We start from the raw sequence: 23259 nt of genomic DNA on the forward strand, positions 1-23259 counted from the left end.
TCTGCCCATATGTATTCATTAAAACAGAAAGGCATGACACCCCAATTACCATGCACAGCCGGGATACTGTTTTAAAAATCATTGAAACAAAAATATAATAAAAATATACCTGCACCTGCTTTTTTACCGCTCATTTCACAGGTGCGATTGTATAAAACGAAAATAATCTTCATTGAGAAACAACATCTTAGGGGGTGTTTAAAATATTCACACCAATCATTTATAAGGCTCACACCAGTTTCAATGCCACCAATGATACTTTGCACCAGACCTATTAAAATGGATGGATCCTGACAGAAAGAACTAAATAAAATGCCATCCACTAAAACGATTGTTTAATTAAACTTAACCACATGAAAAAGAAGGGCTATTCCCGCAGGTTCCGATTTCTGCACAAGGGGCCACCAGCTTTTCCAGGGCGGTAACCATCGTCATCATCATTTAGCCAATTCTCAATTCTCACATCACAAAAACCAAACATGCAAAAAAGACTGCTAACTGCAAAACTACTCTTTATTGTAATTGCCCTTTGCGCATTTGGCCCGGCAATGGCACAAACAGTTAAGGGGAAGGTAACCGGGGGAAATAAAGCTCCCCTTTCCGGCGTATCGGTTCAAATCAAAAATTCTTCAAGAGGCGCCACAACAAATAATAATGGTGAATTTTCCATTGTTGCCGATCAGGGTACTGTGCTCGTTTTTTCTTTTGTTGGGTATAAAACACAGGAAGTGATAATTAACGGAAGTCAGCTTACCATAAACATGGAGCAGGCTGCTGAAACAATTCTATCAGACGTGGTAGTAGTGGGGTATGGCACCAGGAGCAAACGTGACGTGGGGGGAGCCGTGCTTTCAGTAGATCAAAAATTCATGAAAGACAGGCCCGTAACCAATACCATTGCTGCATTACAGGGAGCGGCACCAGGACTGGTAATTACCCGCAGCAGCGGACAGCCGGGACGTGAAGGATGGTCGGCCAACATAAGGGGCATCACTTCGCTGGGAGCAAACAATTCACCCTTGGTGATCATTGATGGAGTGGAAGGTGACCTGAACGCCCTGAACCCAAACGATATTCTCAGCCTGTCTATACTGGAAGACGCAGCCGCTGCATCCATCTATGGGGCTAAAGCAGGCGGAGGTGTAATACTGGTAACCACCAAAACCGGAGGCGTAAACCAAAAAACGAAAGTCGACCTCACTTCCCTGTACACCTGGAGAAAACCCTTCGCAAGACCCGAGTTGATCAGTTCCCGCAGGCAGGCAGAATTGCAAAACATAGCACGGATAAACGGGAATGCCAATCCTGACTTTACAGACGAACAGCTTAACTGGCTCGACGATCCTGCAGTAAATGAGGTATGGAACACCAATACAAAATCATGGGACTATTATTACAATAATAACCTGGCCGGTATCCTGATGCGTGACCAAAGCCCGCAGCGGAACATCAACCTGTCGGTAAGCGGGGGTGGCGACAAATCCTCGTTCCTGTTTTCAATGGGTTACTTTGATCAGCAGGGTGTTTTTAAATTCGGACCCGACCAGTATAGCAAGTTCAATGCACGGTTAAATTATACAAACAGGATCTCCAAAATATTCAGCTTTGATTCCCGCCTTTCCTTTGCAAAAGAAAATATCGACGCTCCGCCGGTTGGTATTACCGGGGAGGGATTAATGTATAACATTTACTCGATCCGCGCCAGCCGTAATCCGATCTTCACGCCCGGCACCAATGAATCCAAATATGCTTTTATCGGCACTATCTCCAATGCCTATCCCATCCTGAAAGATGGCGGCTATGACTACGAAGACCGTTACAATATGAATGGCGTTTTTAGTTTGTCGGCCAAACAGGTTGCGAAAGGCCTCGATCTTAAAGCTGTATATAGCCCGGGAATGGTGCTTTCGGACCGCGAAATATTTAACAAAACAGTTCCCCGCTGGTCAATCGATCAAAATAAGATACCGGTTCCCGGAACTTCTATTAACCAGGTCAGCTCGTTGAGTAAAACCAATCCACATACGATTAACCAGAATTTCTTTTCTACGGTGGATTATGACCAGGCTATTAATGAACACCATTTTCATTTATTGGGCGGGTATGAATTTAAATCTTATAAATTCGACTGGGTGCAGGCAATACAACGGGCTTTGTTGCTCAATGACTTTCCTACACTCAATTTCACCAGTCTTGCCACAGCCGATATCGGGAACGTAGGCGATAATATCCAGGTCAATACGTGGCAGTCCTTTTTCGGCCGGCTCTCCTATAATTATAATAAGAAGTATTATTTAGAAGGAACACTGAGAAGAGATGGAAGTTCCCGTTTGGCACCGGGAAATAAATACCAGAACTTTCATGCAGTGAATGCATTCTGGAGGGTTTCCGAAGAGCCGTGGGTTAAAACGGCGCTGCCCTGGCTCGATGAAATGAAGATCGGTGCTTCTTATGGAACCGCAGGTGGTGCGCAAACTTCCAACCCAAATGCAAACAACTATGATTTTCAACCGTTCCTTTCAAGGGGATTCTATCCTTTTAACGATTCCCGCACCGCTTATTTCTTTCAGGCAGATCTGCCTTCACAGAGCAAAGCCTGGGAAGTGATCAAAACCACTAATTTCAGTTTTGATATTGAATTACTGCAAAGAAGACTACGCCTTCACTACGATTACTTTATTAAAGAAAATAACAACGTATTCGTTAGCCAGGTATTACCGGCCATGTTGGGAGTAACTCCGAATGCTGCAAACCTGGCAGCAGTTCGTGTAAAAGGCTGGGGCGTTACCCTGAACTGGAACGACCGGTTTAACAATGGAAGTTATTTTATCTCGGCTAATCTGAGCGATGATAAAAATAAAGTGACCCGCTACGACGGCTCTCTTGTATATAATTCCGGAATTAATACCAGCCAGCTCGGTCAGTCTACCAATTCGATCTATGGTTACAAGGCAGATGGATATTTTAATGATGACCGGGAACTTATCGGCTATCCGGTGCTTACACCCGGCACTGGTGTTGGAGACATCAAATTACTGGATGTAAATGGTGATGGTAAAATAAACAGCGGCATCGGTACACCCGCCGATCATGGCGACCTGGTGTATTTGGGGAATACCAACCCCCGATACGTTTTTGGTTTTAATACGGGAGTAAACTGGAAAGGGTTTGATCTATCGGTTTTGTTTAATGGTGTTGGTAAAAGAAGCATTCTTATGGAACCTTACGCCACCATGGCTTTCTTTGACAGTTGGCGGATGCCTTTAGCGATACACCAGGATTACTGGACGCCCGACAACAGGAATGCAAAATTTCCAAAACTTCGTTTTGCCGACCGCATCAATAATCAAATTTCCTCCCATTGGGTTCAGAATGCCAGCTATATCCGCTTAAAAAACCTGCAGATAGGTTATACACTTGAGAAGAACAAACACCGCCTGAAATATCTCGGTGATATTCGTTTCTATCTTTCCGGACAGGATCTATGGGAAAAAACAGGTATGTGGTATACCTATTACGATCCTGAAAATCCAGACAGGGTAAGTTTTTCTTATCCACTGTGGCGTAGTTATTCAGTTGGTTTGAATGTCACCTTTTAAATACCGGTTGTTCATTCTTCATGTGATTGTATATCTCAAAAAAATTATAGCACAATGAAACTAGCATATAAAAAAAATTACCTGATCATATTTGGTTCGGCGATCCTGGCAGGTATGATAATGACCGGGTGTAATAAAAAACTCGACCAGTTTTCACAAACCGCTATCACGGATAATATCTTTTGGAAAGATTCAGGCCAGTTAATCATGGCTACCAACTATCTCTATACCAGCCTGCCCGATTTCAATTCGGCGTTAGATGAGCTTATGAGTGATTTTGCCGTGGACATCAGGACAACAACCGTCAATGCCATCAGTGAAGGATCACGCACAGCGCCAGCTAACGACGCGCAATGGTCAAATCCATATGCCTTCATCAGGGCAGCGCATAACATTATGGAGAAATCGGCCGCCATCCCTGATGGCCCCATGAAGACCTATTGCATTGCCCAGGCACGCTTCTTCAGGGCGCTTGCGTATTTTAACCTGGTAAAAGCATATGGCGATGTTCCCTATTTAAGCAGGACCATTACCGGTCGTGAAGATGAAACTTTGTACACGCCCCGGACCGACAGGCGGATAGTAGTGGATTCTATTTATGCCGACCTGGATTTTGCAGCAACAGTTTGCCCGCAGCCCGATCAGTTACCTGGCACCACCACAACAACCGGAACGGCTGGCAGGGAATATGGCCGCATAACCAGAAGTGCGGCGCTTGCATTAAAATCAAGAATAGCACTCTATGAAGGGAGTTGGGAAAAATTTCATGGCGAGCCCGAGTTAAGCGGACCTAAAGACCCAAACAAGCATTTCAGAATAGCTAAAGAAGCTGCACAACTGATAATAACGGAAAACAAACATAGCCTGTATACAGCCGATGGCCCGCTTAGCTTTCAAAATCTTTTCAGGTACCCGGGCGAAACATACGCAAAAAATAAAGAAAATATACTGGCACGCCTGTATGGAAAAAGCATTACCGAAAATGTGGCATCAAATGCTTACCTGCGCACAGCGAATACAGACGGCGGTAATGCTGCAACACGTGCTCTTGTAACGACAGCCTTATATACTGACGGATTGCCTGCAGGCAAATCTCCTTTGGATTCCAACGGAAAAGAAACAGGCCTGCTAACCGATTATCAGAATCGGGATCCCCGGCTGATACAGACTTTATTTAAACCAGGAGATCCTTATGCATCCATTGCAGGCGGCAACCCTGTTTATGGCAACACCTATTACTATCATCAACAGAAATACTTCACAGGGCAGACAGACTTTATAAACTCAGCTTCGTTCCTGGATTTTATCGTTATTCGTTATGCGGAAGTTTTATTAAACTATGCAGAAGCCACGTATGAATTGAATGGCAGCATATCTGATCAGGATCTGGACCTCTCTATTAATCTTCTGCGCAAAAGGGCTACCAATAATGACAACTCGAAATTATCCTTGCTTACTAATAGTTTTGTGAGCGTTAATGGTTTGAATATGCGGGAAGAGATCAGGCGGGAACGCGCCATTGAACTGGCGTATGAAGGGCATCGTTATTGGGACCTGATCAGGTGGAAAACGGCAGAAATTGAACTTCCAAAAGCTATCCTGGAACGCAAATATTTTAACGATGTAAATTATGGCGGCAGCACTAAACCGCCTTTATTGAACGGATATGTATTGTTCGAGGCGGCCGATAAACGGAAATTCGATGTTGCCAAAGATTATTTATGGCCCATACCCACCGCACAAATCGGATTAAGCAAGGGTACATTGACACAAAACCCCGGTTGGAATTAGCATTTATCCCGCTACAAGGGCAGTTTTTTCAAATAGCAGCTAGGTTAGGTTACAGTAAAACCCCGGCAAAGCCGGGGTTTCCCATGATCTTCTGCAAAAAATCTACAACATTCAAAATCATTAAATATTAACCGATGAGATCCAAAACGATCCTTTCCATTTGTTTTTATCTGATCTTTTGTTTACCCTTCAACAGGCCTGAAGCGCAAACATCTGTGCGGGAGGGAAAAATGCAACGGCTCATCAACGAAAACTTTGCATTTGCGGATTCTCAATACAGGTATATGATGACCCTTATACAAAATGACAGGATGCCGCAGAGTTATGATGAAAAAAATAACAGGTTTATTACCTATGATATCAGTTGGTGGTGCAGTGGGTTCTATGCCGGCTCACTCTGGTATATCTATGAACAAACCCGGGACGAAATGATCCGCAAAGAAGCGGAACGCTGTCTTGGGGCTTTGGAACCCAATCAAAACTTTACAGGTAATCATGATATTGGTTTTATGATGAATTGCAGTTTTGGCAATGGGTATCGCATTACAGGAAATGCCCGGTATAAGGATATTCTTTTTACGTCCGCAGCATCACTTGCCACGCGCTACAGGCCGTCGATACAAAGTATACAGTCATGGGATAAAAGCAAGCGATTTGAATGTCCGGTCATTATTGACAATATGATGAACCTCGAATTATTGTATTGGGTAAGTAATAGCGGAGGTGATAAAAAGTATAAAGACATTGCCATTGCCCACGCAAACACTACACTTAAAAATCATTACCGGCCCGATCACAGTTCCTTTCATGTAGTAGATTATGATCTTACTACAGGCAAAGTTATTCGTAAAGTCACCTGGCAGGGAGCAGCCAATTGCTCGCCATGGGCAAGAGGACAGGCATGGGGCCTTTATGGTTTTACCACCATGTACCGCTTTTCAAAGAATAAAACCTATCTTAACCACGCCAAACATATTGCCGGCTTTATTCTGAACCATCCCAACCTTCCCAAAGATAAGATCCCTTACTGGGATTTTGAAGCGCCTTTTATTCCCAATGCCAACCGTGATGCTTCGGCAGGAGCTATAATTGCCTCGGCTCTTTTAGAGCTTGGCCAGTATACTACCGGAGCAGAACGAAAAAAATATGTAGATGCGGCTACGCTGATGATCGAATCACTTTCAAGTTATGCATACCGCGCAAAGCGGGGAGAGAACGGGGGATTTTTGTTAAAACACAGCACAGGTGCTTTGCCACAAAATTCGGAGATTGATGTACCGTTAGTTTATGCCGATTATTATTTTCTGGAAGCACTCAAAAGGTATAAAGACTGGTATTTGTAAAAAATTATGTTCCGCTCTTAAAAAATAAAAAATGGTTGTAAGATCTTTAATAACAGTATCGCTTTTTACACTTTGTATTTCAACAGGGATAGCTCAAAAGCAAAAAACCAAAGGAAAGACACCGGAGAGCAGCATGCCTACAGGTATACAGGACCGTGCATACTGGAGTGATCTTTTATATAAAATGGCATCACCGGTAATTTTAAATTTAGCCAACGGTACATTGAAAAAAAACATGCCGGTAGAAAAAGCACCCGGTTATGGCCTGAATGCAGAAAAAGTAACTTACCTCGAAGCAGTAGGAAGGACCATGGCGGGTGTAGCTCCCTGGCTGGCATTACCGGATGATGATACAAAAGAGGGCCGGCAACGAAAAGAATTGAAGGACGCATTGTTGAAAGGGATCGTCAATGCTGTAAATCCATCTAATCCCGATTATTTAAATTTTAGAACAGAGGCACAACCAATTGTTGATGCAGCTTATGTGGCCCAGGCATTCTTAAGAGCCCCGAAAGCGTTGTGGGAACCACTTGATTCCGTAACAAAGAAAAGAGTGGTGGAAGAATTTAAGTCGTTGCGAACAAGAACAGGGGCTTATAATAACTGGTTGCTGTTTGCCGGTATCAGTGAAGTATTTTTGTGGAGTATTGGCGAACAACCCGATCCGGTGCGTATTGAATTTGCCAGAAGAAAGATCATAGAATGGTATCAGGGAGATGGCTGGTACAGCGATGGGCCTTCTTTTAGTATGGATTATTATAACAGCTATGTGATCCATCCCATGCTGGTTGATTTTTTTAAAGTGTTACTGGATAAAAAAAGGATAAGAACTGAGGATTATGAAACAGCGGTAAAGCGGATGGTACGCTATTCAGAGTTTTCTGAACGTATTATTGCTCCTGATGGAAGCTACCCTGCATTCGGTCGCTCTATCACCTATCGCACCGCAGCATTCCAGGCATTGGCTCAAACAGCCCTTATGGAGAAACTGCCGGCATACATTGCCCCTGGGCAGGTGCGTGGCGCCCTTACCGCCGTAATGCATCGCATGTATGATAACTGCAATAATTTTGACAATAACGGATGGCTGGTATTAGGTTTCTGCGGACATCAACCGGAGATCGCCGATACTTACACATCAACAGGGAGTTTATATATGGCTACGCTTGGGTTTCTTCCGCTGGGGCTCGCGGCTGATAATAAATTCTGGACAGATCCTGCTACCGACTGGACCTCGAAGAAAGCCTGGAGCAGCCAGCCTTTTAAAAAGGATTATCATGTAGACTACTGATGAAAAACCACTCCGGTAATGCTGGCAGGTGTAAAAAAACAGTCCCGGTGTAAACACACCAGGACTTCTAAATAACCCTTGAAGAGGAACTTGGTAACATCTAATTTTTTAATGCCTGATACAAATAAACCTGGCGGGAGGCAATGACCCGGTCGCCGGCTTTCAAACCAGCCAGCACAAACACTTTATCTTCAATACGCTTACCCAATTGTACCGGCTGAATACGAACATTGTCTCCCGCATCCATGACCAATACATGACTGCGATCGCGGTCAAATACCAGGTCATTGGCGTTAATGCAGGGCAGGTTATTGCCCTGGTGGCTATTGACCTCCACATTGGCAAACATGCCGGGCTTTAGAATAAAGTCGGGATTGGTGACGTTTACCCGCGCTTTCATCACACTGCTTTCGGGATCCAACTGATCGTAAATTTTTTCAATTTTGCCTTCAAACACCCGGTCGGGGTAAGAAAGTGTCGTGATCCTGACCTTATCACCAGGATGAATACCTGCAATATCAGATTCATAAATATTGACGATCACATATACAGTAGAAAGGTCTGCGATGGTAAACAAACTTTGACTGTTATCTAAACGAACCTGTGTACCCGAGGTAACGTTTTTTTCGACCACAAACCCCGACAGGGGCGTTCGCAATTCGTACACCTGCTGTTTACCACTCCTGTTCACCTGCAGCACCGCCTGGTTCTTCCGGTCCTCTGCCAGGGCCTTCTGATATTCACCTCGAAGCTGTTCCAGGTCCTTCAGGGAAGACAGGCCCGATTTATAAAGGTCCTCAGCCAGTTCCATAGCTCTTTGCGCATTGCTGAGATTGGTTTTGGAAACGGCGGCATCTTTGGCAAACCCTGCCATTTCAGGGCTTTGCAGGGTAGCCAGCAGCTGCCCCTTTTTAACCCGGTCACCCTGCTGAATATTCACCCCTGCCGCGATGCCACTAACCAAAGGAAAGATCCTGATCAACTTATCCTCCGCCGGCTGCACCTTACCATTTAGTATGGTCTGGGTTATAGAACCATTCGTTCGTACAGTATCGATGAGCAACTGCTTCAGCATGGTACGGGTCATCACAAAACTGCGGTCAGGCTTCTGGTAATTTTTTTTCTTTTGTTGGCAGGCCGGCAAAAGAACGGCTGCACAAACCGTAAGGATAAAGCCAGATAATATTGAGATCTTCATCTTCATGTCGCTACATTCATTTAGGGATTGAAAAATTCGGTTCCGGTAATAAAATTGAGTTTCTCCAATGCATTTATTCGTTGTAACTGCAGATTGTTCATTTGCAGAATATGAGTTTTATAGGAAGCATAGAGATCCAGAAACTCGAGCAGACTGATGTTCCGCTTTTCAAAATTGTCGTATGCGCCCCTGATCACCCGGGCGAAGTTCGAGGTGAAGGCCGGGTCAACAGAATGATAAAGTGCATCCAGTTTCAATGCATCCTGATAGCCGCCGGCCAGTTCATTGTCTAACCTGTTTAGCTGGTCCTGCAGTTGCACCCTGCTTTGTTCAACCTCAACTCTGGCCAGCCTGATACTTCCCTGGTTGCGGTTGAACAAAGGCAAACCCATAGCCACCCCACCGGCAACATACCCTAAACCATATCCCGCCTTCTTATCATAGTTGAGTGAAAGCGTTAGGTCAGGATAGTTCATCGCTTTTTGTAATTTTAAATTGATGCCAGCATAATCCATATTGGCAATGGCAATCTTCAGGTCGTGCCGGTTGGCATGCGCTGAATCGAGAAACCTTAAATAAGGAACCTGTTGCGGTACCACTTTGGCATATGGTATCGCCGGCATTTGGGATTGAATATGCATCTTGCTATCGAACCTGACAAAAGTTCTGAGCTCGGCCTGCAGGTCATTGATCTGTAATTGAAGTTCTGTTTGTTCCGACTGAAGGGTATATAGCAGGGATTGAATTCTTAGTATTTCCTTTTCAGCAATATTCCCTTTCTGGAAGATCAGCTGAAAAGCTGCCAGTGTTTTTTGCAGCGACCCAATCTCCTCATTATACAACTGCACAGATTGTTGGCGGTAATAAAGGGTGTAAAAGGTGCTCCTTAAACTGTATTTGAGCGTTCTGAGCAAATCGAAAAATTCATGCCACGCATTCGCTGTATTGATACGCGCCAATTGAATATTCTTGTTACGCTTCCCTGCCGTTTGTATTAATTGTGAAATGCCATACGTTTGCTGGCTGAACGCGTTGGTGTCTTTTATTTTACTATAAAGTCCATTGCTAAACGAAAAAACAGGATTGGCAAAAAGCCGGGCTGTCATTTCGCCGGCCCCTGCTTTATCAATATTATACCGCTGGGCCAGCAGCTGCAAATTATTTTCAAGGAATTGCCTCTCTAATTCAGACAGGGTAAGGCTTAGCGTATCCTTCGTCTGCGTCATCGCAGCATTACTACACAAAAAAATTGCTGTAAATAACAGGCCCGGCAGTTTTAAAGACATGATTCGTTAATTAGACTTTCCATAAAAGCGAGTACGGTTTAAAGACACCCTTTTATGAAATAAGTCCTAATCCGGAAACATTGTCTTTATTTATTAATGTCCTTAACAGCCTCGGTCTGTGTGTCTACATCGATCGCATAAAAATAACCATTGGCATTTCCTGAAATGTTTCCATGAACATTTGCGGGCGTGGAAGAAAGCAGGCCCTTCCAGTCTGTTTCCTGAAAAACGTTATACAAATAGGTGCTGTAGGCAGAAGAAAGAGAAAATTTATAAATGATGAGGCTATCGTTCAAACCGGCATGCAGGATGTTCTTTTGCTGGGTAAGCGGGTTCAGGGCATTGGGGGTACCGAACACATGTGAATAGCTGTAATTGTATTTGGCATTGAATTGCGAGGGGTCCCAACTATTGCCTTGCGACATGATGAGCCATTGCTGGGCAAAGCTGACGCCGAAAATATGGCGGGGTATGGTTATGGTAAAGTCACTGCCCTGCTGTATGGTAAGCGGTATATAAGAGGAATCTATTGGCACTACACCCGTAAGCACATCAGTGGCCTGGTACTGTTTACCCTGGTAATTGATGTGCAGTGTATAAGGCTCACCGTAATTGTTGTTATTATTTAAGATCGCTGTATACACGCCGCTGTTTCCAATTTCTGTAAAGGTAATATCGTTGCTACCGTCAAACACACTGACTGCGGCGCCATTGACCGGCTTTACAGACAGCTCCGCCAACCCCGCGGGTTTGGTGAGGCGGATATATTGCCTTTCATTCAGGGTATTGATCCCTCCTTCTACAATAAGATCATAGTTAAATGTAGTGGAAGCGGTATTGTTCTTATTGCAGGCAATCACCAGCAACGACAACAGCAGATAGGTATTTCGTATTTTTTTCATTCTAAAAACTAAAACTATAACTGAATACCGGGGTAATACCCGAAAATGTTTGCTGCTCAAAAAGATCATCATTACCCACCTGTGGATTTATCTTATACAACAATGGGTTCTCCCAATTATAGATATTATACAATCCCACAATAAAAGTATTGATCCATTGCCGCCCGTTTTTAAGTGGTACAGGAAGGGTATACCTGATATTTACATCCAGGTGATGGTAATCGGGCATTCTATCGAGGTTACGTCCGGGATAAATAGGCACCCTCACGCCTTGCTGTTCAAAGTAACCTGTAGGAAACGTAACCGGCCGGCCGGTTGTGTAGGTAAAGTAGGAATTTACCTGCAACGAATTGTTCACCTGGTAACTCATCGATAGCTTCACCGCATGTGGTATATCATAATTGGCCACATATCTTTTACCGTTATTGATCTCCTTTATTTTCCGGAAAACTTTTGACCATGCATAGCAACCTGCCAACCGGAATTTACCAAATTGATGTAGCGTGCTAAGTTCAAGACCATATGCATCAGACCTTCCTGTTCGAAGCTCATCCTCAATTAAGGGATTGGAGATGAGTTGGGCATGGTCTTGCAGTTCGAGCTGGTTCCCCATATATTTGTAGTAGGCGCCCAGGGAGAAAGACCCACGGCGGTACTTTCTTTTGTAAGTAAGCGAATACATATCAGCATATTGCGGTAAAATATGCGCGCTGGAAGGGATCCAGGTTTCCAGGGAAGAGAACGCCAGTTCATCACTTTGTACCAATTGCAGATACTGGTAATTACGGCTATAGCTGAACTGTACCGTAGCATGAGCACATAAGATATACTTCAACATAAGCCTTGGCTCAAATCGTACATAGTTTGTGTGCTCCCTTTCGGTAATGGGATCAAAGTCATCATACAATCTACGCTTTGAGTAGTTGCAAAATATACTCGTTCTTACACCGTATAATAGTCTTAAACGATCACCGATGGAAATTTTTTGTGAGAAGTACAGGGCGTTTTCCGAAGCCCTTGCGCGGGGAATATTGCTATAGTAAGAATTTGCCCCGGTTGTTTCTCCCGGTATGAAAAGGTGAAAGATGCTGTTGAAACCAAACTGCATTTGATTGCCCGGTTTCTTAAAATAAGTAAAATCTCCTTTCACCGTAATATCCCTGATGCCTGTTAGCCACCTTTCCATGCCGGCCGAAGAATCAGCATTCACGTTCAGGGCATTTCTATAATTACTGTATATGGCCGACAGGTTTAAAAACAGCTTCGGGTTAAACACATGGTTCCACCGTAAAGTGGCGGTCTTGTTACCCCATTTATTCAGGTACCCATTGTCGGCATTAACCCTGTCGCGGCCAAAGTAGGCAGAGAAAAACAGGCGGTTCGAAGCATTCAATTTGTAATTGATCTTGCCATTGAGATCATAATAGGCAGCGTTCAGATTATACAGATCAAGGTCTTTATTCAGCAGGTTGGCAATACTTCTGCGGCCGGTGATCAAAAACGATCCCCGCTCTTTGACCACGGGCCCCTCCAGCGACAATCTTGCCGACAGCAGGCTCATACCGCCTTTAACGCGGAAAGCCTTATCGTCGCCGTCTGCCATGCGGGCATCGATCACCGAAGACAGGCGCCCGCCAAAATTAGCAGGTATCTCATCCTTATAAAGCTGGATATTTTTCAGGGCATCGGGATTGAATACAGATGTAATGCCAAACAGATGTGCCGGGTTGTAAACAACCGCTTCGTCGAGCAGAATAAGGTTCTGGTCTCTATTGCCGCCCCTGATAAACAGGCTGCTGCTGCCTTCAGTAATGCCAACCACTCCATTTTGCATTTGAAGGGCTTTTACAACATCGGCCTCGCCTTTAAAAAAAGGTTGCTCCCGCAACAGGTCCCATTGTAACTGTTGTGCAGGTGCGAAGGGTTGCAATGAATCAATACCGTTTTTCCTGGTAACAGTTACTTCCCTGAGCGCACTCACCTTTTTTTCTAATTGAATATTGAAAGACTGGTCTGAAGCCGTGAATGTGACCATGATCCTTTTGGCTGCATACCCAACACTGCTCACCAATAACTCATAGTTTCCGGCAGGCAGGGTCAGTGAATAAAATCCGTAGCTGTTGCTGCTGGTGCTTTGATTGAGCTGGAAAACGAAGATGTTCGCACCAATAAGGTCTTCGCCATTTTGGGCATCGATCACATGGCCACTGAGCGTGGAGCTTTTCGTAGCTGGCACAATGATGATCTCCTCGGCAAAATATCTCCAGGTGAGCGGTGTGCCCTGCAGAAGATCGCGCAGGATATCTGCGACCTGGGCATCATAAAAATTCTTGTTGATGGTTTTCTCCATCCCCGGTTGAGTGGGTTCAAATGAAATGGGAAGATCATTTTGCATCGACAGCTTTGTTAAAGCATCCCGGAGCGAAATATTAAAAAAACTGATCGTAAGCCGCCTGTTCAGGGAACTTCGCTGTGCATTGGCATCGAAACCAAACAACAGAATATATACGAAAATAAAAATTGCCCCTGCCAGTAAGTTGCTCTGCGCAGGAGGTATGTGCACATGGTTATCAATAAACTGTTTGCCCGGCCGGTTTGGCATGAATGCTGTTTGCTTCTACTAACAACAATTGTTATCGCGAAATTATAAAAGTACTGTCTTTTTTAACTATTTTAAGTTGAAGGGATGCGGCGATGATGTGCATGATCTGATCTTCGGTTTTTTGATTTAAATAAGCATTCAGCTTTTTTTCCGCTAATGCAGTATCCTGAAATACGACCCGCGTGCCATATATCCGGTTCAGGTCGCGGCACACCATTGACAGCGGAGTTTGAACATATCGCAATTTTTTATCCTGCCATGCTTTATAATTAAGCGGAGCGGCAGCATCATAGCTTATGCTTTTAGTGTTGCGGTTGAACAGGGCCATTTGATTGGCCGTCAAAACAACTTTTTGTAAATTGGCTGCGGGTTGTTGATGCTCCATGGATACAGCACCATCATTAACGATCACCTGTATATTACCTGTATCTATCTTAATATCGAAGCTGGTGCCAATATCCCGCACCACAATAGCTCCCAACTCAACAAGAAATTCATTTTTATCATCATGCACCACCTCAAAATACGCTTCGCCTTCGAGCAGCTTCACCTGTCGCTTTTGGTGAAAACTTCGCCTTATATAGCTTATGGCCGATCGTTCATTTAAAAAAACATGGCTGCCATCGGGAAGAACAATTTGCCGCCGCTCATTAGCTGTGTGGTAAATGGTTTCTCCTGTTGAAAACCAATTGAACAATATGATCGACACGCCGGTAATCACTGCGGCTGCCAGTGCGCCAAACAGCAACAGCAAATTCCCTTTTCTTCCTACCTGCGGCTGCTCCTGTTCGCGCTGTACGCTGGCGCTCATCCTGCTCCAGGCATTATCAACATCGGCTGTTTTATAAAGGTTAAGTAAGGTCAACCGGTCACCCGCGTTCCTGACCGTATTATAGAACGTCAAATTTTCGGGTGAAGCGTCCTTCCACTGTTCAAGCGCTATCGCTTCAGCTGGCGAAAGCACCCTTTCCATTTCATCAAGAATGAGGTGGTAAGGTATATTATCTTGTTGATAGTTTTCCATGATACTTATTAGACAGGCATTTCGTAAAAAAGTCCTAAAATTATCGTGGCAATAAAAAATATAATCGAAAAAGCCACGTTGCCGGAAATGGCCTTACGAATTTTCTCATAGCCGATGGTCAGCTGGTTCTTCACTGTTTTAATAGAAACATTTAACCGCTCCGCAATCTCCTGCTGCTTACACTTTTCAAATTTGCTCATTAACAATATCTTTTTGCATTGCGGCGGCAGGCCTTCGAGGGCCTTTTCTAGTTGCAACAGCTGCTCCTCCAGGGCTGCCGCCTCATCTTCATCGCTGTCGGGGATCCCTGAATTGACCTGGTATTGGGTAAACTTTGCCGATAGCCGGTTCTCCTGCCTGATCACATTAAGCGACCGGTTAACCACACTCCGCGAAAGATACGGTCTCAGGGAATGTGCAATGTTTAGCCGCGGGGCTTCCATCCATATCTTCAACAGCACATCGTTCACGATCTCTTCTGCCGTTTCTTCATTTCTCACATATTGATAGGCAAGAACCAATAATCTACGGTAATGAGTGCGATATAACTGCTCAAAAGCTTTTTGATCTTTCTGACAGATAGCGGCAAAAAGCTCCTTGTCTTTATCTTGATCAGGCATACACAGACTTGACATTCATTTATAAATGTAAGGTAAATATGCATGACACCGAATCTGATCAAAAGTCCCGGTCAGCACTTAAAAAAATTATATTTTTTTTGCCGCCCCGATACCCAATCGCCTTCACATTACCTGATAAAAGTTCAATCGCTTTAGGACCCTATTTTCATTTTGTTGTCTTTATGGGTTGAATATTTCATATGTACAACAAATTGCGTTTAATCTTACTATCCTTCAACTGGAAATTTGGAGGCGGAAACCGGGAAGAAGATCTGGATAAAGAAAAAGAGCCGGGGCATAACCGAAGCATGCCGCCGGGCAAAAGAAAAAGGTAGTACTACAAACGGGTGCTATTATTAAGCTCTTTTATCTTTACATATTTTACAAAATGATAAAATGAGCTCAACATTGACCAGTAGAACCCCTGGGCGCCGTTTAAAAAATTCCGCTCAAGCAAATAATACTTGACAAAATTGAGTGGTATTGAAAGCAATACCGAACATGTTGACTTATTACTTCCTTTATTATTTGCCATCGCAGCCGAATACGAACTGTACCGGTTCATTTTCTCGAGGTACTGGTCAATACTGTGATAGCTATAATGTCGAATAATATGATTCGCTTTTTTTACCGGGCCGTTTACCTGTATGCCTTCATGCACTTTGTCGCTGGTAAAACCGCCTCTTTTCCTGTTGAACATTCGTAAAAAATACCGGCCGCTTTCCTTTCCGTATTTGAACTCCTTATTTAGAAAGACCAGGTTCATGGGAATTGAATACCCGGCATACGCCGTATCCAGTTCTGTAAACTGGCTTATTTCCTCCACCAGTTCATTTGATAACACTTCATCGGCATCTATGCATATTATCCAGTCGTTTACCGCTTTTGAAACGGCAAATTGTTTTTGTGAACCATATCCCTCAAAATGCCTGGAAAATATTCTGCAACCGTATCGCTTGCAGATGTCAACGGTATTATCGGTACTGTAGCTGTCGACTATTACAATTTCATTACACCAATATAATTTTGACAGTGTTTTCTCAATATTGCGCTCTTCATTAAAGGTAATTATCACAGCGCTCACTTTGAGTTTGGAAGGAACAGCTTTCATTAAAGGTGGCACTATCCTGAGTGCAAATGTTTTTTTAAATAATGGCATTACTACACTATTTTTCAGGGATGATGGGGTGAGGATCAGAAATCAAATTGCAGCCTGGCCCTGATGTCCCAACAGTTTATTACCATGACAAGCTTCAGGAATAAAAGTCCCAACCGTTACCATGTCTTTTTGTTTTGAGCTCAAAGCAAAACGCAACAGGTCCTCTTCCTGTCCTTCTTACAAATTTTCCCGGCCAGGTAGTTACCCAGTTCGGCACTCAGCATGCCAATAGCAGCTCCGGCCAGTATATCGGGCACCCAGTGGCGATTATTGAACTGCCGGGTCATGGCCGTTATAGTTGCTGCCGTATAACCAAATACGCTGTACCCCAACGAGCGGTTTCCATATTCATGGTCCAGAAAGGAAGCGTTCATAAAGGCATTGGCAGTATGGCCCGAAGGAAAGGAATTCCGGGCGGAGCCGTCGGGCCGCTCTACCCTGCTTGTATATTTCAGGGAATTGGTTAAACCCGCCATAATGAAACTGGAAAGCACATAGGAAACCACTGTTCTTTTTGTATTGTACTTTCCCCTGACCCCGGCGGTCTTGAGCGAAAATACCAGCGCTGCGGGTGCATATTGCAGATAGTCATCATAGTGATGGCAGAATCCGGGCATATACTTATTGCGAAGGTCACGAAAGTCCTTGCGATAATGCCAGGTAGCCATGCTCCCCGCCAGCAGGCATGCCGGAACGAAAGTTTTCCGTAGCAACTGATCATTATCAGTTGCTGCATATGCCTGGCAGGTTGAGTCCTGTGCCACTACATGCAGCCGATTAAAAACTGCAAGGCAAATCAACACTATGTTGATTGAAATTTTTCCCCGAATACTATTCATAGCTGCCGGTTGTAGCATGCAGCATAACCCGGGTTGCCCGTAGTTGAGCTGCTTTCTTTTTATGGATCCAGTAAAAAAGAACAGGAAATATGAAAAGATTAAAAATGGTATTGGTAACCAGGCCGCCAATAACTACAATGGCCAGTGGCCTGGATGCTTCGGAGCCAATGCCTGAAGAAAGTGCAGCCGGCAGCAGACCAATCGCCGCCATCATGGCGGTCATGATCACTGAACGTAAGCGGTCGCGCACTGCATTGCGTAAGGCTTCGCTCAGGGACCCTGCTCCGCCGGGGAATTTCATTTCATTAAGGTTTGTTTTAAACCTGGTCAGCAGTATTACCCCATTCTGAATACAAATACCAAACAAGGCGATAAAACCTATGCCGGCAGAGATACTGAAATTCACTCCACTGAACAGCAAAGCCAGGATGCCGCCGATAATAGCGAACGGCACATTCCCCAACACCAGCAACGCATCACTGAACGAGCCAAAGAGTATAAAGAGGATAAAGAAGATCAACAGCAATGAAAGCGGTACCACCAGTTGCAGCTGTTTGGTTGCACGCTGTTGGTTTTCAAAATCACCTGCCCACTGTATAGAAAATCCTTTGTCTAATTTTACCCGCGCATTAACTTTTTGTTGCGCCTCAGCGATCGTGCTGCCCATGTCACTGCCACGGATGGAGAATTTTATAGCGCCATAGCGCATGCCTTTATCCCTGTAAATGATGCTGGGGCCAATACGTTTTTCAATATGGGCTATTTCGCGAAGTGGAATTTTGGCGCCTGATAAAGTTGGTACCCGCAGATCTCCAATGGCCTGGATGTTATTGCGGAAATTTTCCGGGTAGCGAACCCGCAGGTCAAATTTGCGTTCACCTTCATATATCTGTGTGGCAGCCTCGCCACCAATCGCCATTTGTATAACGGCATTGGCATCGGCTGTTGTAACGCCATACAAAGCCATTTTTTCCTGATTCAGTATAACGTTGAGCTCTGGTTGCCCCAGATTATATAAAATGCCCAGGTCGGCGATGCCGGCCACATCTTTGATGATGCCAAAGATCTGTTTCTCCTTTTCTTCGATAACTTTCAGATCGGGCCCAAAAGTTTTGATCACAATGGAACCCTTTACCCCCGAAACCTCTTCTGCCACATTATCCGAAATAGGTTGCGAAAAATTCAGGTCAATACCGGGGAAACGCTGAAGCGTATCATTCATCTTAGCGACAAGCGCCTCCTTGCTTACACGGCTCTTCCACTCCCGTTTCGGATAAAGATCTACCAGGAATTCCTGGTTATAAAACCCGGTAGGATCGCTGCCCCCATCGGGTCTGCCGGTTTGGGAGATCACCTGTTTTACTTCGGGGAAGGTGAGCAGGATGCTGCGGATCTCATTGGAAAGCATTACAGATTCTTTGAGGGAAGTACTCAATGGTCCGGTAGCCCGAATATAGATGGAGCCTTCTTCCAACTGCGGAAGGAATTCAGTGCCTACAAATTTGAAGCAGAACAAGCCGGCGGCCAACACAGCAATGGCTATAAAAAAGCTTTTTTTCGCATGGGTGAAACAAAGTTCAAAAAAAGCCATGCAACCTTGCGTTACCCAGCCAATGAACAGGGTGTGTTTCTCGCGTACGTTTTTTTCAGCAGTACCGCCGCCAGTACAGGCACCAGTGTGAAGGTAAGGATCAGGGCGCCTAACAAAGCAAAACCGAGTGTCCAGGCCAGGGGCGAAAACATTTTACCTTCCACCTTCTGAAAACTGAAAATAGGCAGCAGGGCCGCCACAATGATCAACTTGGCGAAAAAGATACCCTTACCATTTACCAGACAGGCTTTTTTAATGAGGCTAAGCTTGCTGAGCTTGTTGAATTTGTCCATACTGGTTTCCCGGGCCTTATGATCAAGCAAAACGAAAATGCCTTCCATCATTACCACTGCGCCGTCGATGATGATACCAAAGTCAATGGCTCCCATCGAAAGCAGGTTGGCAGGCATGCCTTTCAGCCGCAGACAAATAAATGCAAAAAGCAGGGCCAGGGGAATCACCACTGAAACGATGATGGTAGTGCGCCAGTCGGCCATGAATAGCAGCACGATCAGTGTAACCAGGATAATACCTTCCAACATGTTATGCAATACAGTTTCTGTAGCATAGTTGATGAGCACATCCCGGTTATAGAAAGTTTTTATTCTTACATCATCGGGGAGCAGTTCATTGTTCAGTTTGGCAATAGTTACATTTAACGAGGCGATCACTTCGCTGGGGATTTCTCCTTTTCGCATTTGCACAATACCTTCCACAACATCGGGGTCTACATCGCGGCCCACCTGACCCAGTGGTGGCAACGACGATTCGGTGACCTCCGCAACATTCCTGATGTAAACCGGAATACCGCCCACATGCGTAACAATGATATTTTTTATTTCCCCGATATTACTTAGCAGTCCGATCCCTCTTACCACAAATGACTGGCCATTCTGCTCAATTACGTCGCCGCTGACATTGATATTACTTTTCGACACCGCGGTAAAGATGTCGACCGGTGTTACACCATATTCAAGCGCCTTCTGAGGATCAACCGTGATCTGAAAGGTTTTTGTTTGGCCGCCAAAGGTGCTCACATCAGCCACCCCCGATACAGACCGGATCTCCTTTTCCACAACCCATTGCTGAATAGTTTTTAATTCTCTTACCGATTTGCGGTTGCTGGTAAGGGTATACCTGAAGATCTCACCCGTAGGCCCATAAGGCGGTTGAATTATGGGCAGTATATTCCCGGGCAGCGATGCAGTACCGATAAGGTTACTGACCTGCATACGTGCGAAAACATAATCTACCTTATCATCAAAGGCGATCTTGGTTACCGAAAGCCCGAAAAGAGACGAAGAACGGATGCTGATCTTTTTTTCGGCAGGGTTCAGGGCCATTTCTATTGGCCGGGTAATAAACTTTTCAACCTCTTCGGCACTTCTGCCAGGCCATTGAGTGATGATGGTGACCGTGGTATTGGTTACGTCGGGAAAAGCATCGATGGGTGTATTTTTAAAACTAACATACCCTCCCACCACTAATAGAAAGGTCAGGAAGAAAATGAAGAATTTATTTTTAAGCGAAAAGGCAAGTACTGCTTTTATGAATTTATTCACAGGCCCAATTAATTTGCCTGTATAGACACACTTGTTATTAAAAAGTCCCAGCACGCACGTTTAAAAAAAGAGCTTAATACTGGTTGGGACTTTTATTATAAAGGGGTGTCTATAGAAGCAAACGCCCGGTTTGATCACATTCATTTGGGCCTTAAAGGGTAAACAAAGATCACCCCGCAGCTGGGGGAAACACGTTTTATAGTTGTGAAGGACGGTCAATCTGTAAAAAGAGCAAGCTGTTGTCTTTCCTAAAAAAACAGCTTCTCCCCGGAAATCATTCCAGTCAGGCAGTAGGGTGAGCATGCAACTTCCAGAGCTACCCGGTGATCTTATATGCCGGGTATGTCTTTGGAAGATGTACTACATGCGTGTCATCATCCACGTGTTCTTTTGAAATGATCCTTGAATTCAACTTATTTGCTTTTCATTTTCAATCTAACCCAAACCGGCAGGTGATCAGAAGCTACCGGCTCATTTTCGACAACTGTTTGTACTACTTTAAAAACCTGGCCAGTTCGTTTACGGGCCATGATATAATCAATACAGGAGGTTGGCTTATCGGCAGGAATAGTAAACCGGGTAGTGTCATTTAAAATTTCCCAGTTTTGTGAAAAAGCTTTTATGACGGGTGAAGCAGGTTCTGCATTCAAATCGCCCGCCAGGAAAACCGGCTTTTTGAATTTTTCGGTGAGCTTATCAATCAGTTCCACCGATTGAAGCCGGTCAGCCTCCGTCAGGGAGAAATGGGTGCAAGCCAGCACATAATTTTTCATTTCAACCACTACTACGCTGCGTTGTTCTTCCCGGCCCGGCAAAGGCATACCTTCCACTTTCAATGGTTTTTGCCTGGTAAGGATGCCGATCCCGTATTTACCACCCTGATAATCGATTGACGCCCGGTAGGTAGGAACCATACCGGTCAACTTTGCCAACTCATTCAAAACACCAACTCCTTTGCTTCTTGAAGTGGCGCTATCCAGTTCCTGCAACGCCACTATATTGGCCCCGGTCTTATTGATCACATTCGCCACCCGTTGATAATTTACAACATTATCCATACCCCGGCAGTTACGGACATTATAAGTAAGAATGGTGATCTCTCTATCATTAAAACCGGCTCTTTGCCCCGCAGCACTATAATGAAGGGGAAAGGCCATACTTATCAGCAAAAGGATCATTACAGAATACCGTTTCATGTATTGTATTTTATAAATGCCAGGCGAAATTACCTGCTTTACCCTACTTACTACCAGCGCTATTTTGACACAAACCGATACTTTTTTCACTGCTTGCAACAAGGTCAGTAAGCGCTGCGTACGTGGAGTTATTGCTAAAAAGATACTAATATGTTACCGTGGAAAGTCATTAGATAAAACAATTTAACCCCTAAAATTTACCAAAATGTACCCGATCATTCAATAGAGATTAATTGAGATTTGACCTGCCTGTTAAATTTTATTTACATAGGGAAGCTACAAATTAACTAATCTCAAATTGCCATTATGAAAAAATTAAATCTAATCGTTATTGTCTTTCTTTCTGTTATGATGGGTGCATCCTGTAAGAAAGGAGTTGCAGACGCCAATTCAGCACCAGAGCAACAAGCACGTCCCGGGGCAACAGAAGAAGCTACCTGGGTAACCCTCCTTCCCACCACTTCATTTAATTCGTACAGCACTTACTGGAACAACCTGTATCCATGGGGGTCAGATCATAACGGATCGGCTCGTATGCGAACCCAAAATATTGCTACTTCAGGTGGGGTCCTCACTATGACTGCTTACCCCGGAACTGTTAGTGATAAGGCAAGCATCCACTACTTTTCCGGCACCTGTTATGCCAAACAACAGGTTACCGTTAGCGCGTCATGGCCCAAATGGCGGGTTTCCGGTGAATTCCAGTGCCCTTCTGTTAAAGGTACCTGGCCGGCTTTCTGGTTAAACGGAGCTAATCAATGGCCACCCGAAAGCGATATTATGGAGTTTAAAGGAAGCGCTACCTGCTGGACAAACACCTATAAAAATGAAAACGGTCAGTGGTCAAGTGTGGGCACATCGATTTCAGGCCCGGCTAACTGGCATACCTACACCGCCTATTTAATAAGAATTGGCACTACTAATAACGTGAGTATCGAATACTGGATCGATGGTACGAAAGTATCAACACAAACCGGTCAAAACTTCCTTAATGAACCGCTTAACTTAATAATTGACCTTCAGATGGAAGGTTCATCAGGTACGCCCGGCCCAACAGGAAACACTGTTATGAGTGCGAGAAACGTTACCATTCAAAGAAGCGCTACATTATAAGGATCATAATTAAACAGCAGCTTCACTATCATAAAGTTTAATTCAGGTTAAGCCAGGCCTTATACTAACAGGGGCCTGGCTTATTTTATAAAACAACGTGTTGGGAAAATTCACTGACAAATCATCAAGAAGAAGAAAAATAA

Annotated in this window: 17 protein-coding genes; 5 read left to right on the plus strand and 12 right to left on the minus strand. The window is 44.4% G+C overall.

The features are described 5' to 3' along the window. Positions 1–71 precede the first annotated feature (71 nt). Positions 72–323 (minus strand): hypothetical protein, encoded by a 252-nt coding sequence (locus tag A3860_RS40440; protein WP_143773948.1) that lies wholly within the window; start codon positions 321–323, stop codon positions 72–74. A 156-nt stretch (positions 324–479) separates the two neighbouring features. Here A3860_RS40440 and A3860_RS05170 point away from each other — a divergent pair, with 156 nt between their 5' ends. The 4 genes from A3860_RS05170 to A3860_RS05185 all read left to right on the plus strand — a co-directional run bounded on the left by A3860_RS05170 (position 480) and on the right by A3860_RS05185 (position 8024). After that, the gene (locus A3860_RS05170; RefSeq protein WP_081145479.1) at positions 480–3599 is read left to right on the plus strand and encodes a SusC/RagA family TonB-linked outer membrane protein; all 3120 of its coding nucleotides are present in this window, start codon (positions 480–482) and stop codon (positions 3597–3599) included. Positions 3600–3653: 54 nt separating this feature from the next. Further along, a complete protein-coding gene (locus A3860_RS05175) occupies positions 3654–5390 on the plus strand; it encodes a RagB/SusD family nutrient uptake outer membrane protein (protein ID WP_081145480.1) in 1737 nt (578 codons plus the stop codon). Positions 5391–5524: 134 nt separating this feature from the next. Next, positions 5525–6733, plus strand: coding sequence for a glycoside hydrolase family 88 protein (locus A3860_RS05180; protein ID WP_081145481.1), 1209 nt, complete (start codon positions 5525–5527; stop codon positions 6731–6733). A 31-nt stretch (positions 6734–6764) separates the two neighbouring features. Next, on the plus strand, positions 6765–8024 hold the full coding sequence (locus tag A3860_RS05185) for a DUF2264 domain-containing protein (protein ID WP_081145482.1): 1260 nt from the start codon (positions 6765–6767) through the stop codon (positions 8022–8024). Positions 8025–8124: 100 nt separating this feature from the next. On the opposite strand, the gene A3860_RS05190 is transcribed toward A3860_RS05185, so the two are convergent. The 11 genes from A3860_RS05190 to A3860_RS05235 all read right to left on the minus strand — a co-directional run bounded on the left by A3860_RS05190 (position 8125) and on the right by A3860_RS05235 (position 22003). Continuing rightward, a complete protein-coding gene (locus A3860_RS05190) occupies positions 8125–9228 on the minus strand; it encodes an efflux RND transporter periplasmic adaptor subunit (RefSeq protein WP_081145483.1) in 1104 nt (367 codons plus the stop codon). A gap of 14 nt (positions 9229–9242) precedes the next feature. Beyond that, positions 9243–10508, minus strand: a complete 1266-nt coding sequence (locus tag A3860_RS05195) for a TolC family protein (protein WP_081145484.1) — start codon at positions 10506–10508, stop codon at positions 9243–9245. An 86-nt stretch (positions 10509–10594) separates the two neighbouring features. Continuing rightward, positions 10595–11410, minus strand: coding sequence for a DUF4249 family protein (locus tag A3860_RS05200; RefSeq protein WP_081145485.1), 816 nt, complete (start codon positions 11408–11410; stop codon positions 10595–10597). A 1-nt stretch (position 11411) separates the two neighbouring features. After that, positions 11412–14012 carry a TonB-dependent receptor gene (locus A3860_RS05205; protein ID WP_081145486.1) on the minus strand — a complete coding sequence of 867 codons (2601 nt, stop codon included), beginning with the start codon at positions 14010–14012 and terminating at the stop codon, positions 11412–11414. 31 nt (positions 14013–14043) lie between these two features. Further along, positions 14044–15036 (minus strand): FecR family protein, encoded by a 993-nt coding sequence (locus tag A3860_RS05210; protein WP_081145487.1) that lies wholly within the window; start codon positions 15034–15036, stop codon positions 14044–14046. Positions 15037–15044: 8 nt separating this feature from the next. Continuing rightward, positions 15045–15656, minus strand: a complete 612-nt coding sequence (locus tag A3860_RS05215; protein WP_158085141.1) for an RNA polymerase sigma factor — start codon at positions 15654–15656, stop codon at positions 15045–15047. Between the two features lie 337 nt (positions 15657–15993). After that, on the minus strand, positions 15994–16815 hold the full coding sequence (locus tag A3860_RS05220; RefSeq protein ID WP_081145489.1) for a glycosyltransferase family 2 protein: 822 nt from the start codon (positions 16813–16815) through the stop codon (positions 15994–15996). Between the two features lie 140 nt (positions 16816–16955). Then, entirely contained in the window at positions 16956–17654 is a 699-nt protein-coding gene (locus tag A3860_RS05225; protein WP_216823381.1) for a phosphatase PAP2 family protein, read from the minus strand. Further along, positions 17647–19245, minus strand: a complete 1599-nt coding sequence (locus A3860_RS42045; protein ID WP_262497280.1) for an efflux RND transporter permease subunit — start codon at positions 19243–19245, stop codon at positions 17647–17649. The genes A3860_RS05225 and A3860_RS42045 overlap by 8 nt, the downstream gene beginning before the upstream one ends. 11 nt (positions 19246–19256) lie before the next feature. Next, positions 19257–20807 (minus strand): efflux RND transporter permease subunit, encoded by a 1551-nt coding sequence (locus tag A3860_RS42050; protein ID WP_262497281.1) that lies wholly within the window; start codon positions 20805–20807, stop codon positions 19257–19259. Positions 20808–21220: 413 nt separating this feature from the next. Further along, the gene (locus A3860_RS05235; RefSeq protein WP_143773949.1) at positions 21221–22003 is read right to left on the minus strand and encodes an endonuclease/exonuclease/phosphatase family protein; all 783 of its coding nucleotides are present in this window, start codon (positions 22001–22003) and stop codon (positions 21221–21223) included. A gap of 306 nt (positions 22004–22309) precedes the next feature. Here A3860_RS05235 and A3860_RS05240 point away from each other — a divergent pair, with 306 nt between their 5' ends. Beyond that, the gene (locus A3860_RS05240) at positions 22310–23116 is read left to right on the plus strand and encodes a LamG domain-containing protein (protein WP_143773950.1); all 807 of its coding nucleotides are present in this window, start codon (positions 22310–22312) and stop codon (positions 23114–23116) included. The last annotated feature ends 143 nt before the right edge of the window (positions 23117–23259 follow it).

The organism is Niastella vici (genome assembly GCF_002077945.1).
In the GTDB taxonomy this organism is placed as follows: domain Bacteria; phylum Bacteroidota; class Bacteroidia; order Chitinophagales; family Chitinophagaceae; genus Niastella; species Niastella vici.